Origin of the sequence: Citrobacter sp. Ce129 (genome assembly GCF_030334545.1) — a bacterium.
GTDB classification, from domain to species: domain Bacteria; phylum Pseudomonadota; class Gammaproteobacteria; order Enterobacterales; family Enterobacteriaceae; genus Citrobacter; species Citrobacter europaeus.
This window is the reverse complement of record NZ_JAOWDS010000069.1, coordinates 57,566-71,031: the sequence shown is the minus strand read 5'-3', so window position 1 is coordinate 71,031 and position 13,466 is coordinate 57,566. Positions and strand designations below refer to the sequence as shown.

Below are 13,466 nucleotides of genomic sequence, written 5' to 3'. Positions count from 1 at the left end.
AGGAAAACGATTGCTATTTATTGCCGCAGGTCAATTCCCTTTTTGCTCGCGATCGCACATAATACGCCCCCGGTTTGCACACCGGGAATCCAGGAGAGTTCATGTACTACCCCTTCGTTCGTAAAGCCCTTTTTCAGCTCGATCCAGAGCGCGCCCATGAATTGACATTCCAGCAATTACGTCGCATTACCGGCACGCCGCTCGAAGCGCTTGTCCGCCAGAAAGTACCCGCAAAACCGGTTACCTGTATGGGGCTGACGTTTAAAAATCCACTCGGGCTTGCTGCCGGACTGGATAAAGACGGGGAGTGCATTGACGCACTCGGCGCGATGGGATTTGGCTCCATTGAGATTGGTACTGTGACGCCGCGGCCTCAGCCGGGTAACGATAAACCGCGTCTGTTCCGTCTGGTCGATGCGGAAGGTTTGATCAACCGCATGGGGTTTAATAACCTGGGGGTTGATAACCTGGTTGAGAACGTTAAAAAATCGCATTTTGACGGTATTCTGGGGATTAATATTGGTAAGAATAAAGATACTCCGGTAGAGAATGGCAAAGATGACTATCTGATTTGTATGGAAAAAGTCTATGCTTACGCCGGTTATATCGCGATTAATATCTCTTCACCAAATACGCCGGGATTACGTACACTGCAATACGGCGAGGCGCTGGACGATCTCCTGACGGCAATTAAAAATAAGCAAAATGATCTGCAAGCGATCCACCATAAATATGTTCCGGTGGTGGTAAAGATCGCGCCGGATCTTTCTCTGGAAGAACTGATCCAGGTTGCTGACAGTTTAGTTCGTCATAATATTGATGGCGTAATTGCAACTAACACTACTCTCGATCGTTCTCTCGTTCAGGGAATGAAAAATTGCGATCAAATGGGGGGCCTGAGCGGTCGACCATTGCAATTAAAAAGTACAGAAATTATTCGCCAGCTGTCTCAGGAATTAAAAGGTCATCTGCCGATTATTGGTGTTGGCGGTATCGACTCGGTGATTGCCGCGCGTGAGAAAATAGCTGCCGGTGCAACCCTCGTACAGATTTATTCAGGCTTTATTTTTAAAGGCCCGCCGTTGATTAAAGAAATCGTCGCCAATATCTGAATGCTACCTTAATCACAATCCAGGGCTTTATTTCTGGCCCTGGTTGTTTTATATTCCTTTACTGTTGCTTATTTAAACATTCTGAGCTTTTATTATTAGGGCAATAAACGAAGCGGCAAAAGGATACTGTCGTAACGGCGATGATTAAGGAAAGGAGAGAAACTGATGCGAATTAAACCCGACGATAACTGGCGCTGGTATTATGATGAAGAGCACGATCGTATGATGCTCGATTTAGCCAATGGCATGTTATTCCGTTCGCGTTTTGCTCGTAAAATGCTCACTCCTGATGCATTTTCTCCGTCGGGTTTTTGTGTCGATGACGCCGCGCTTTATTTTTCCTTTGAAGAAAAATGTCGCTACCTTGATTTAGCCAAAGAGCAAAAAGCGGAACTGGTGCTTAATGCGCTGGTGGCGATTCGTTACCTTAAACCGCAAATGCCAAAAAGCTGGCACTTTGTCGCACACGGTATTAACTGGTCGCCGGTCGTGGGTGACGCTGCCTGTGTTGATTTAAGCGATACCGATGAACAGGTTAACCTGTTAGTGGTTGAGCCGGGGGAAAACGCCGCGCTTTGTCTGCTTGCACAACCTGGTGTGGTTATTGCCGGGCGCACAATGCAACTTGGCGACGCGATTAAAATAATGAATGACAGACTGAAACCGCAGGTTATTGCCGACAGTTTCAGCCTTGAACAGGCGGTTTAACTCTCCAGCCTGATTGTCGTTTTGGGAACGCAACTGCAGCACAGAATCGTCCCGTCATCACCAATCGCTGATTTTTTCAGTGGACTAACTTCGCCTTCCAGCAGTCGAATTCGACAGCATCCGCAAATTCCAGCCCGGCATGAATAGGGAACCCGGATACCTTGGTTTTCAAGCTGTTCAAGCAATACCTGCTGATTATTTCCGCGAAAAGTCTGTCCCTGCCAGTCAATAAGCACGGTGGCGTCAGGCTGTTGTTGCTGTACAGTATCGTCTGATTCAGCCGCGCCATACGCTCTCGCAGGACCAGTAGCCAAAATTTCTACTTCATCGCCGACGCGAATAACACCACTGTTGCGCGCGATAAGATTTTGGCCGAAATCAACGTCGCCGTTATCCACCGCAGTTCGGAAGGTTTGCAGCGTGGCGAGCGGCTCACCGGACGGATGTTTCAGGCCTTTTTCTGGGCTAACTGTCGTGAAAATGCAGCGGCTACAGGGTTTTGCCACATCAAAAATGACGTCGCCAATGCGAATCACTTTCCAGGTATCTTCTTCCCAGGCGTCAGCCCCCGAAACTACCAGATTGGGGCGAAACTGTTCCATTTTGACACTTGCCGGACATCGCTGTTGCAGATCGCGCAGAGATGCTTCGTTGGCCAGCAGGTAGGGATAGCCATCGGCGAAGGACAAAGGAATATCCGCGTGACGCTTCACCCGACGCGTCAGTTGCTGACCGACCCAGCGTAGTTGTACGTCACGGGAGAAAAAGCCGCTAAGCCACTGGTTGATAGCCGCAGGCGCAATACGCGCGGTAAAATGGTTTCCCCACACTTCTGTCGGCGCATCCTGGGTCGCGAAGTCGGCAAATCGCACGAGCGCGCTGCTGCCGTCTGGAGCCGTAAGATGCAGTCCATCGTGGAAAGGGGAAGGCGTAAAGCGGACCATTTGTGGGAACTGTCGGGCGGTAATGAACGTCCCGTCAGTCTCGGTAATCATAAATATACGATCAAAGGCAAGACCGCTAACGTCTGCCAGGGCGTGCGTGAGTCCAATTCCACGCATTGATTTAACCGGATGAATAAAAAGTCGGGTCAACGTTACCACTGCACAGCCCCTTGAACGAAAATAAGCCTTCAACTTTATGACATACAGCCCATATTAGCTATAATGCGCAGCAATTTTCCAGGAGTAAAAGTGACATTATGAATTCTCTGTTTGCCAGTACGGCCCGTGGGCTGGAAGAGCTGTTAAAAACTGAACTTGAAAACCTCGGCGCGCTGGAGTGTCAGGTCGTTCAGGGTGGGGTCCATTTTAAGGGCGACACGCGGCTTGTTTACCAGAGCCTGATGTGGAGCCGCCTGGCCTCGCGCATTATCCTGCCGATGGGAGAGTGCAAGGTCTACAGCGATCTTGATCTGTACCTCGGCGTTCAGGCAATCGACTGGACAGAGATATTTAATCCCGGTGCTACCTTTGCCGTTCATTTTAGCGGCCTGAACGAAACCATTCGTAACAGCCAGTACGGCGCGCTGAAGGTCAAGGATGCGATTGTCGATGCCTTTACCCGTAAAAATCTGCCGCGTCCGAATGTGGATCGTGAATCTCCGGATCTGCGCATCAACGTCTGGTTGAACAAAGATACCGCCAGCATTGCGCTCGATTTGAGCGGTGATGGTTTGCATCAGCGCGGTTATCGCGATCGCGCGGGTCAGGCGCCGATTAAAGAGACGCTGGCCGCCGCTATTGTTATGCGTTCTGGCTGGCAGCCTGGCACACCGTTACTCGACCCGATGTGCGGCTCCGGCACGCTGCTGATTGAAGCGGCGATGTGGGCAACCGATCGCGCGCCGGGCCTGCACCGTGGGTACTGGGGCTTCAGCGGTTGGGCGCAGCACGACGAAGCTGTCTGGCAAGAAGTTAAAGCCGAAGCGCAGGTGCGTGCGCGTAAGGGACTGGCTGACTATACCTCGCATTTCTACGGCTCTGACAGTGATGCGCGCGTGATTGAAAAAGCGCGTAGTAACGCTCGCCGCGCCGGGATTGCCGATCTGATGACGTTTGACGTGAAAGATGTCGCCAAATTGAGTAATCCGCTGCCAAAAGGACCGTACGGGACGGTTATCAGTAACCCGCCATACGGCGAACGTCTGGATAGCGAACCGGCGCTGATTGCCCTGCACAGCCTGCTGGGCCGTACGATGAAAAACCAGTTTGGCGGCTGGAATTTGTCGCTGTTCAGCGCTTCTCCGGATCTGCTCAGCAGTTTGCAATTACGTGCCGACAAGCAGTTCAAAGCGAAAAACGGCCCGCTGGATTGTGTCCAGAAGAACTATCACGTTGCAGAGACCACCGCGGACAGCAAGCCTGCCACGGTAGCGGAAGATTATGCCAACCGCCTGCGCAAGAATATTAAGAAGCTGGAAAAATGGGCGCGTCAGGAAGGGATTGAATGCTATCGCCTGTATGACGCTGACCTGCCGGAATACAACGTTGCAGTGGACCGTTACGGTGAGTGGGTCGTGGTTCAGGAATATGCCCCACCGAAGACGGTTGATGCGCAAAAAGCGCGTCAACGCCTGTTCGACATCATTGCCGCAACGCTGTCGGTACTGGAAATCGCGCCAAATAAACTGGTGCTAAAAACCCGTGAACGTCAGAAAGGGAAAAATCAGTATCAGAAGATGAATGAGAAGGGTGAATTCATTGAGGTAAGCGAGTACAACGCGCGCCTGTGGGTTAACCTGACAGACTATCTTGATACGGGCTTATTCCTCGATCACCGTATTGCGCGCCGCATGCTGGGACAGATGAGTAAAGGTAAGGATTTCCTTAACCTGTTCTCCTACACCGGCAGCGCCAGCGTACATGCCGGACTGGGTGGTGCGCGTAGCACCACGACGGTTGATATGTCGCGTACCTACCTGGAATGGGCGGAACGCAACCTGCGTCTGAATGGCCTGAGCGGTCGCGCTCACCGTTTAATTCAGGCCGATTGCCTGGGCTGGCTGCGCGATGCCAATGAACAGTTTGATCTGATTTTCATTGACCCGCCGACGTTCTCTAACTCAAAACGTATGGAAGACTCGTTTGATGTGCAGCGCGACCATCTGGCACTGATGAAAGATCTGAAACGTCTGCTGCGTAAAGACGGCACGATAATGTTCTCTAACAACAAACGTGGGTTCCGTATGGATCTCGACGGTCTGGCTGAACTGGGATTGAAAGCACAAGAAATTACCCAAAAAACGCTTTCCCAGGACTTTGCCCGTAACCGACAGATCCACAATTGCTGGCTGATTACCGCAGCCTGAAAGGATAAATAGATGTCATTGATCAGTATGCATGGTGCATGGCTGTCGTTCAGCGATGCCCCGCTTCTTGATAATGCAGAACTGCATATCGAAGATAACGAACGCGTCTGTCTGGTAGGCCGTAATGGCGCAGGCAAGTCGACGTTGATGAAGATCCTGAACCGTGAACAGGGTCTTGACGACGGACGTATTATTTATGAGCAGGACCTGGTTGTAGCGCGTCTGCAACAGGATCCGCCGCGTAATGTCGAGGGCAGCGTCTATGACTTCGTTGCCGAAGGTATTGAGGAACAGGCCGAGTATCTGAAGCGTTATCACGATATTTCGCGTCTGGTGATGACCGACCCGAGTGACAGAAACCTGAATGAGATGGCGCGGGTTCAGGAAATGCTCGATCACCACAATCTGTGGCAGCTCGAAAGTCGCATTAATGAAGTGCTGGCGCAACTGGGCCTGGATCCTAACGCCGCGCTTTCTTCGCTTTCGGGCGGCTGGCTGCGTAAGGCGGCGCTGGGCCGCGCGTTAGTGAGCAACCCGCGCGTATTGCTGCTGGATGAACCCACGAACCACCTGGATATTGAAACCATCGACTGGCTGGAAGGGTTCCTGAAAACGTTCAATGGGACGATTATTTTTATTTCCCATGACCGTTCATTTATTCGCAATATGGCGACACGCATTGTCGATCTCGACCGTGGCAAGCTGGTGACCTATCCGGGGAATTACGATCAATATCTGCTGGATAAAGAGGAAGCGCTGCGGGTAGAAGATCTCCAAAACGCGGAATTTGATCGCAAGTTGGCGCAGGAGGAAGTCTGGATCCGTCAGGGCATCAAGGCGCGTCGTACCCGTAACGAAGGCCGAGTGCGTGCGCTGAAAGCCATGCGTCGCGAGCGTGGCGAACGTCGCGAAGTGATGGGCACGGCGAAGATGCAGGTCGAAGAGGCGAGCCGTTCTGGCAAGATTGTCTTCGAAATGGAAAATGTTGATTACCAGGTTGACGGAAAGCAACTGGTGAAAGATTTCTCCGCGCAGGTGCAGCGTAGCGACAAGATTGCGCTAATCGGACCTAACGGCTGCGGCAAAACGACGCTGCTGAAGCTGATGCTAGGTCAGCTTCAGGCTGACAGCGGACGCATTCATGTCGGAACCAAGCTGGAAGTCGCTTATTTCGATCAGCACCGCGCCGAGCTGGATCCGGACAAAACCGTGATGGACAACCTGGCTGAAGGTAAGCAAGAGGTGATGGTTAACGGCAAACCTCGCCACGTGCTGGGTTACCTGCAGGACTTCCTGTTCCATCCGAAACGCGCGATGACACCAGTGCGTGCGCTCTCTGGTGGGGAACGAAATCGCCTGCTGCTGGCGCGTCTTTTTCTGAAACCCAGTAATCTTTTGATTCTCGATGAACCAACCAACGATCTGGACGTCGAAACGCTGGAACTGCTTGAAGAGCTGATTGATAGCTACCAGGGCACCGTGCTGTTGGTGAGCCACGACCGTCAGTTTGTGGATAATACCGTTACTGAATGCTGGATCTTCGAAGGCGGCGGCAAAATTGGTCGTTATGTCGGCGGTTACCATGACGCGCGTAGCCAGCAATCTCAGTATGTGGCGTTTAAACAACCGATCGCTAAAAAAACAGAGGAAGCTGTTGCTCCTAAAGCAGAAATTGTCAAACGTGGCACGAGCAAACTAAGCTATAAACTGCAGCGCGAACTGGAGCAGCTCCCCGCGCTGCTTGAAGAACTGGAAGCTAAACTGGAAGCATTACAAGCTCAGGTCGCTGACGCCGCTTTTTTCAGTCAGCCGCACGAGCAAACGCAACAGGTATTAGCTAACCTGAACGAAGCAGAACAAGAACTTGAGCAAGCCTTTGAGCGCTGGGAGTATCTTGAGTCTTTGAAGAGTGGCGCATAATTTAAAGGAGCACATATGTGCGAACATCACCATGCCGCGAAGCATATTCTGTGCTCGCAGTGTGACATGCTGGTGGCGTTACCTCGCCTTGAGCATGGTCAGAAAGCGGCATGTCCACGATGTGGCACTACATTAACGGTTGAGTGGGACGCGCCACGGCAGCGTCCTACCGCCTATGTGTTAGCAGCATTGTTCATGCTGCTTTTATCAAACCTCTTTCCCTTTGTGAATATGAATGTCGCAGGGGTGAGCAGCGAAGTCACGTTGCTGGAGATCCCAAGCGTTCTCTTTTCGGAAGACTACGCCAGTCTGGGCACCTTCTTTTTATTATTTGTGCAATTGGTTCCCGCGTTTTGTCTGCTGACTATTCTGCTGCTGGTGAATCGGGTGCAGATGCCCGGCAGACTTAAAGCGGGTCTTGCGCGCGTTCTGTTTCAGTTAAAAAGCTGGGGGATGGCGGAAATCTTCCTCGCTGGCGTGCTGGTCAGCTTCGTTAAGCTGATGGCCTACGGCGATATCGGCGTGGGCAGCAGTTTTATTCCGTGGTGCTTCTTTTGCGTTCTGCAACTGCGCGCATTCCAGTGCGTTGACCGCCGCTGGCTGTGGGATGATATTGCGCCAATGCCGGTGATTAAGCAGGTCTTGAAACCTGGCGTACCCGGCATTCGACAGGGGCTGCGTTCCTGCTCCTGCTGCACTGCTATTCTTCCCGCTGACGAACGGGTATGCCCGCGCTGTCAGACGAAAGGTTATGTGCGGCGTAAAAACAGTCTGCAATGGACATTGGCATTACTGTTTACGTCGATCATGCTTTATCTTCCGGCCAATATTCTGCCAATCATGATTACCGATCTGCTCGGGTCAAAGCTGCCGTCAACAATACTCGAGGGCGTGGTTTTAATCTGGAGCGAAGGCTCTTATCCGGTGGCTGCGGTTATTTTTATCGCCAGTATTATGGTGCCGACGTTGAAAATGATCGCCATTGCCTGGCTATGCTGGGACGCCAAAGGGCATGGCAAACGCGACAGTGAACGTATGCACCTGATTTATGAAGTTGTGGAATTTGTCGGTCGCTGGTCAATGATTGACGTTTTTGTGATTGCGGTACTCTCTGCGCTGGTGCGCATGGGAGGGTTAATGAATATTTATCCTGCGATGGGTGCTTTGATGTTTGCTTTAGTCGTCATTATGACAATGTTTTCTGCGATGACATTTGATCCGCGTCTGTCGTGGGATCGTGAACCAGAACCAGGCCATGAGGAGTCCTGACAGCATGGAATCTAAAAGTGGGGAAGCCAAAGTGCAAAAGGTAAAAAACTGGTCGCCCGTGTGGATATTTCCTATCGTCACTGCACTTATTGGCGCTTGGGTTCTGTTTTATCACTACAGCCATCAGGGGCCACAAGTCACGCTGATTACCACCAATGCCGAAGGTATTGAAGGGGGTAAAACGACGATTAAGAGCCGCAGCGTTGATGTCGGTATCGTCGAGAGCGCAACCCTGACGGATGATTTGACCCATGTGGAGATTAAAGCGCGTCTTAACTCCGGTATGGAAAAACTGCTGCATAAAGATTCGGTCTTTTGGGTGGTGAAGCCGCAGGTTGGACGTGAAGGTATCAGTGGGCTCGGCACGCTATTGTCCGGGGCTTATATTGAACTGCAGCCTGGCAATAAAGGAAGCAAGCTGGAAAATTACCAACTGCTGGATTCACCGCCGCTTGCGCCGCCAGATGCGAAAGGGATCCGTGTGATTCTGGACAGCAAAAAAGCCGGTCAGTTGAGCCCTGGTGATCCCGTCCTGTTCCGTGGTTATCGTGTGGGTTCGGTTGAAACCAGTACCTTTGATGCGCAAAAGCGTACGATCAGCTACCAGCTTTTCATCAATGCGCCTAACGACCGTCTGGTGACCAGCAATGTACGTTTCTGGAAAGACAGCGGGATCGCCGTGGATCTTACTTCGGCAGGTATGCGTGTGGAAATGGGATCGCTCTCCACGCTGTTTGGCGGTGGCGTAAGTTTTGATGTGCCGGAAGGCTTAGAGCAGGGCGAACCGGTCGCGCAACAGTCCGCGTTTAATCTTTATGACGATCAAAAAAGTATTCAGGACTCCCTGTATACCGATCATATTGATTACCTGATGTTCTTTAAAGATTCGATTCGTGGCCTGCAGCCTGGCGCGCCGCTGGAATTCAGAGGCATCCGTTTGGGTACGGTAAGTAAAGTACCTTTCTTCTCACCGAATATGCGCCAGGTATTCAACAATGATTACCGTATTCCGGTGCTGGTTCGTATTGAACCAGAACGTCTGAAGGCGCAACTGGGAGAGGACACTGATGTTGGCGCTCATCTGGAGCAACTGCTTAAACGCGGATTACGGGCATCTTTGAAAACCGGGAACCTGGTGACCGGCGCGCTGTATGTCGATCTCGACTTCTACCCGAAAGAACCGCCAATTACCGGCGTGCGCGAATTTAATGGCTATCAAATCATTCCGACCGTGAGCGGCGGTCTGGCGCAGATCCAGCAACGTCTGATGGAAGCGCTGGATAAGATTAACAATCTGCCGTTGAATCCGATGATTGAGCAGGCGACCAATACGTTGTCCGAAAGTCAGCGCACGATGAAGCATCTGCAGACCACACTGGACAACATGAATAAGATCACGTCCAGCCAGTCGATGCAGGATCTGCCAGCGGATATGCAGAACACGCTGCGTGAACTGAATCGTAGCATGCAGGGCTTCCAGCCGGGGTCCGCCGCCTACAACAAGATGGTAGCGGATATGCAGCGTCTGGATCAGGTGTTGCGTGAACTGCAGCCGGTACTGAAAACGCTGAACGATAAGAGCAACGCGCTGGTATTTGAAGCGAAGGACAAAAAAGATCCAGAGCCGAAGAGGGCGAAACAATGAAAAAGTGGCTAGTGGTGATGATGGCGGTCTGGCTGACGTCATGCAGCTCCAGCGGAGAAAATAAAAGCTATTACCAGCTTCCTATCACGCAAGGGGGCGTACAAAGCTCTGCCAACCAGGGTAATCGTCTGCTGTGGGTTGAGCAGATTGCTGTCCCGGACTATCTGGCGGGCAATGGGGTGGTTTACCAGACCAGCGATGTGCAATATGTGATAGCGAATAATAATCTCTGGGCCAGTCCATTAGATCAGCAACTGCGTAATACGCTGGTGGCGAACCTCAGTATGCAGTTGCCTGGTTGGGTTGTCGCTTCGCAGCCGCTGGGAAGCACTCAGGACACGCTGAACGTTACCGTAACCGGGTTCCACGGTCGGTACGATGGTAAGGTTATCGTCAGCGGTGAATGGCTACTGAATCACCAGGGACAGTTAATCAAACGTCCATTCCACATCGAAGCTGTGCAGACCAAAGACGGCTACGATGAGATGGTGAAGGTTCTTGCCAACGCCTGGAGTCAGGAAGCGACGGCTATTGCTCAAGAGCTGAAACGCATCCCTTAAGCTTAAATAATTGTAAATTATGCCGCCCCTGGTTCATTGCCCGGGGCGGTTTTTTTTATTTTTTTAGCCGTGGAGATAGCTGTTCTGACTGATTATTTTTGTACAAATGATTTTGCGGGTAGCTCACAAATATGACACTGGCGTGAATTTTGCGCATTGACGAGCCTGATGTTTAGGGGTATTCGTTTTAGTGTGATTGCACACTTAGTAATCACTGTTTTCTTTTCCACCAGACCCAAAGATGAGGGAAACGAGGCATGAAGAGACAAAAACGAGATCGCCTGGAACGGGCACATCAACGTGGATATCAGGCCGGCATTGCCGGACGCTCAAAAGAAATGTGTCCCTATCAGACGCTGAATCAGAGGTCATACTGGCTGGGAGGCTGGCGAGAAGCCATGGGGGATAGGGTTTTAATGGCCTGATTCTGTCTCTTTAGATAAAAGAAACCTCCGCAGAGCGGAGGTTTCGCCTTTTACAGACCTGATTAGTATCTTAGGCCGACGCCAGGCGTCTTGTCAGGCCTATAGCCAGTCTGCAAATTAGAACGCGGAAGTGTCCTGGAACAGACCCACTTTCAGATCGTTAGCGGTGTAGATCAGACGACCATCAACCAGCACTTCACCATCAGCCAGGCCCATGATCAGTCGACGGTTGACGATGCGTTTGAAGTGAATGCGGTAAGTGACTTTCTTCGCGGTCGGCAGAACCTGGCCGGTGAATTTAACTTCGCCTACGCCCAGCGCGCGGCCTTTACCTTCGCCGCCCAGCCAGCCGAGATAGAATCCAACCAGCTGCCACATGGCATCCAGACCCAGGCAGCCTGGCATCACAGGATCGCCGATAAAGTGGCATCCGAAGAACCACAGGTCCGGGTTGATATCCAGTTCAGCTTCAACATAACCTTTGTCAAAGTTGCCGCCGGTTTCGGTCATTTTGATGACACGGTCCATCATCAGCATGCTTGGTGCAGGCAGTTGTGGCCCTTTTGCGCCAAACAGCTCACCGCGACCAGAGGCAAGAAGGTCTTCTTTTGTATAGGATTCGCGTTTATCTACCATGTTCTCTGTAAGCCTTATTTTATTGAAGCACGCAGGATAGCTAACACGTGTACGCTGAACAAGTCCGATCAGTTCGGAATAATCCAGTTCAGCCAACGTAGCGGCCAGGGAAAACGGTGACGACCTTCCTGTTGCGTTGCTGTCGCAATACGCTCCTGGATAGTTTGCATCAGCGTTGTCTGGCCTTCGCCATCCCACACCAGATTTAATAACAGCGGCAGCGCATCGGTTACGTCGTCCACCGCCCAGATAGTGAATTTTTCTTCTTCTATGGCCTGTAGCAGTGCGGGCTGCAGGCTCAGGTGTCTGACGTTCGCTGAAGGAATGATAACGCCCTGCGTGCCTGTTAGCTCACGCTGTTGGCAGATGGTGAAGAAACCTTCAATTTTCTCGTTCAGACCGCCAACAGGTTGCGCCCGACCAAACTGATCGACAGAACCGGTAATGGCGATGCTTTGATTTACAGGAACGTCGGCGAGGGCGCTAATTAATGCGCACAGTTCGGCCATGGACGCACTGTCGCCGTCTACTTCGCTGTAGGATTGCTCAAAGGTCAGCGAGGCGGAGAAGGGGATTTGCTGCTCAAGCTGGAGTTCCGACATCAGGAACGCCTGCATAATCATCATCCCCTTCGCGTGAATATTTCCGCCGAGCTCGGCTTTGCGCTCAATATCCGTAAATTCGCCATCGCCAATGTGAACCACACAACTGATGCGTGAAGGTTCTCCAAATGCGCGTGGGTGGCCAGGAAATTCAATCACCGACAGGGCGTTGATTTGGCCGATACGCTCGCCTTCCGTCTCGATCAGGATCTGTTCCTGCAAGATCTCATCCTGCATACGTTCGGCGAGGAAACCTTCTCGCCATTCGCGCTGGGCCAGCATCAGGCTGAACTGCTCAGCATTGCAGGTTTCGCTCTCGCATAACGGTGCTACTTCTTTGAACTGCCGGGTTATCCACAGCGGATTAAGCGGCAATGTATCCTGTTCACCGGTATAGCGAACAGCTTCACGGATTAGCACTTGCCAGGCATCAGGGGCTGGGTAGGGTAAATTATTGCGCGTAGCGGTATGCGTTACCCACTGACACCACTGCGTCATGGTTTCGGCATCCACAATCTGCAGATTATCTTCAAACTCGCTATAAATAGCCTGCTCAGCCAGCTCAGGTTCCATGTCCTGGAAATCTGCCAGTGATTCACGCTCACCGACTAATACCACTTTCAGTTTAAGGGGCATAGATGGAACGGAGACGGGCAGTGGGCGAGACTCATCAAAAGCTACCCAGTCAAAACGCTCGTGGCTGACAATGGCTTTCAGGCGCATCCACAGCAATGGTTGGGCCAGCAGGGTGCGCAATGAAATAACCAGCACACCACCGTTGGCTTGGTGCACAAGACCTGGCTGCAGGGTAACTTCGCCGTTGAACTGGCGCAGACAGCCAAACAGTTGTTCGGCTTCAACCCAGTCAGCGCTGACTACCTGAGTTAACGTGGCAAAATTGTCTTCTGCTCTCTCAGCCGCACGATAGCGGATAGTGTGACCGGAGATATCATAATGCCCCCCGGTGAGACTTCCTGCATCTGAATGCAGAGGCCGTGCAGCCTTTGCGATAAGGTCGATATACTCAAGCTCTTCCGGCGCTTTTACCAGCATAAACGAGGACGTCGTCCAGTGCTGTAGAAGCTGCTCTAGCGCAAATTGTAAACGTGGCTGAGTCTCACTAAGTAAGGTATCGGTGTCGTCAGTGACGTGCGGCTGTGCAAATACTTCCTGATAACTATCGGTATCAGGAACCAGATCACGCCATGCAAGTTTCGTAATGGTCAAAGTTGATGTTTTTTAGTCTGTTGTAAAAAACGAGATTATACCGTAACCATCA

General features: G+C 51.7%; 11 protein-coding genes. 8 read left to right on the top strand and 3 right to left on the bottom strand.

Annotated features, from left to right (window positions below; all coding sequences use genetic code 11):
- Positions 1-101 precede the first annotated feature (101 nt).
- Both pyrD and zapC read left to right on the top strand, forming a co-directional pair.
- Positions 102-1,112, top strand: a complete 1,011-nt coding sequence (gene pyrD, locus OGV77_RS18020) for a quinone-dependent dihydroorotate dehydrogenase (RefSeq protein WP_087050383.1) — start codon at positions 102-104, stop codon at positions 1,110-1,112.
- A gap of 165 nt (positions 1,113-1,277) precedes the next feature.
- The gene (gene zapC / locus OGV77_RS18015) at positions 1,278-1,820 is read left to right on the top strand and encodes a cell division protein ZapC (RefSeq protein WP_016152473.1); all 543 of its coding nucleotides are present in this window, start codon (positions 1,278-1,280) and stop codon (positions 1,818-1,820) included.
- On the opposite strand, the gene OGV77_RS18010 is transcribed toward zapC, so the two are convergent.
- Positions 1,817-2,923: a YcbX family protein gene (locus OGV77_RS18010; RefSeq protein WP_080625448.1), complete on the bottom strand. Its 1,107-nt coding sequence runs from the start codon at positions 2,921-2,923 to the stop codon at positions 1,817-1,819. The two genes, zapC and OGV77_RS18010, sit on opposite strands and share 4 nt — an antisense overlap.
- A gap of 98 nt (positions 2,924-3,021) precedes the next feature.
- Between OGV77_RS18010 and rlmKL the strand changes: the two genes are divergently transcribed.
- The 6 genes from rlmKL to rmf all read left to right on the top strand — a co-directional run bounded on the left by rlmKL (position 3,022) and on the right by rmf (position 10,949).
- Positions 3,022-5,130 (top strand): bifunctional 23S rRNA (guanine(2069)-N(7))-methyltransferase RlmK/23S rRNA (guanine(2445)-N(2))-methyltransferase RlmL, encoded by a 2,109-nt coding sequence (gene rlmKL, locus OGV77_RS18005; RefSeq protein WP_016152475.1) that lies wholly within the window; start codon positions 3,022-3,024, stop codon positions 5,128-5,130.
- A gap of 12 nt (positions 5,131-5,142) precedes the next feature.
- Positions 5,143-7,050, top strand: coding sequence for an ABC transporter ATP-binding protein (locus OGV77_RS18000; protein ID WP_043015784.1), 1,908 nt, complete (start codon positions 5,143-5,145; stop codon positions 7,048-7,050).
- Between the two features lie 15 nt (positions 7,051-7,065).
- Positions 7,066-8,319, top strand: coding sequence for a membrane integrity-associated transporter subunit PqiA (gene pqiA, locus OGV77_RS17995; protein ID WP_043015785.1), 1,254 nt, complete (start codon positions 7,066-7,068; stop codon positions 8,317-8,319).
- Between the two features lie 4 nt (positions 8,320-8,323).
- Complete coding sequence (pqiB, locus tag OGV77_RS17990) at positions 8,324-9,964, top strand: intermembrane transport protein PqiB (protein WP_043015786.1); 1,641 nt, start codon at positions 8,324-8,326, stop codon at positions 9,962-9,964.
- Complete coding sequence (gene pqiC, locus OGV77_RS17985; protein WP_043015787.1) at positions 9,961-10,524, top strand: membrane integrity-associated transporter subunit PqiC; 564 nt, start codon at positions 9,961-9,963, stop codon at positions 10,522-10,524. The genes pqiB and pqiC overlap by 4 nt, the downstream gene beginning before the upstream one ends.
- A 257-nt stretch (positions 10,525-10,781) precedes the next feature.
- Positions 10,782-10,949: a ribosome modulation factor gene (gene rmf, locus OGV77_RS17980; protein WP_003035871.1), complete on the top strand. Its 168-nt coding sequence runs from the start codon at positions 10,782-10,784 to the stop codon at positions 10,947-10,949.
- Positions 10,950-11,066: 117 nt separating this feature from the next.
- Here rmf and fabA read toward each other — a convergent pair whose 3' ends face one another.
- Together fabA and OGV77_RS17970 are read right to left on the bottom strand one after the other, a co-directional pair.
- Positions 11,067-11,585: a bifunctional 3-hydroxydecanoyl-ACP dehydratase/trans-2-decenoyl-ACP isomerase gene (gene fabA, locus OGV77_RS17975; protein ID WP_003035875.1), complete on the bottom strand. Its 519-nt coding sequence runs from the start codon at positions 11,583-11,585 to the stop codon at positions 11,067-11,069.
- A 68-nt stretch (positions 11,586-11,653) separates the two neighbouring features.
- Positions 11,654-13,414, bottom strand: a complete 1,761-nt coding sequence (locus OGV77_RS17970) for an AAA family ATPase (protein ID WP_043015788.1) — start codon at positions 13,412-13,414, stop codon at positions 11,654-11,656.
- Positions 13,415-13,466 lie beyond the last annotated feature (52 nt).

What these genes read in the sequence shown, in the direction of transcription:
- pyrD (WP_087050383.1), top strand. Translation starts at nt 102, where the DNA reads ATGTACTACCCCTTCGTTCGTAAAGCCCTTTTTCAGCTCGATCCAGAG.
- zapC (WP_016152473.1), top strand. Translation starts at nt 1,278, where the DNA reads ATGCGAATTAAACCCGACGATAACTGGCGCTGGTATTATGATGAAGAG.
- rlmKL (WP_016152475.1), top strand. Translation starts at nt 3,022, where the DNA reads ATGAATTCTCTGTTTGCCAGTACGGCCCGTGGGCTGGAAGAGCTGTTA.
- OGV77_RS18000 (WP_043015784.1), top strand. Translation starts at nt 5,143, where the DNA reads ATGTCATTGATCAGTATGCATGGTGCATGGCTGTCGTTCAGCGATGCC.
- pqiA (WP_043015785.1), top strand. Translation starts at nt 7,066, where the DNA reads ATGTGCGAACATCACCATGCCGCGAAGCATATTCTGTGCTCGCAGTGT.
- pqiB (WP_043015786.1), top strand. Translation starts at nt 8,324, where the DNA reads ATGGAATCTAAAAGTGGGGAAGCCAAAGTGCAAAAGGTAAAAAACTGG.
- pqiC (WP_043015787.1), top strand. Translation starts at nt 9,961, where the DNA reads ATGAAAAAGTGGCTAGTGGTGATGATGGCGGTCTGGCTGACGTCATGC.
- rmf (WP_003035871.1), top strand. Translation starts at nt 10,782, where the DNA reads ATGAAGAGACAAAAACGAGATCGCCTGGAACGGGCACATCAACGTGGA.
- fabA (WP_003035875.1), bottom strand. Translation starts at nt 11,585, where the DNA reads ATGGTAGATAAACGCGAATCCTATACAAAAGAAGACCTTCTTGCCTCT.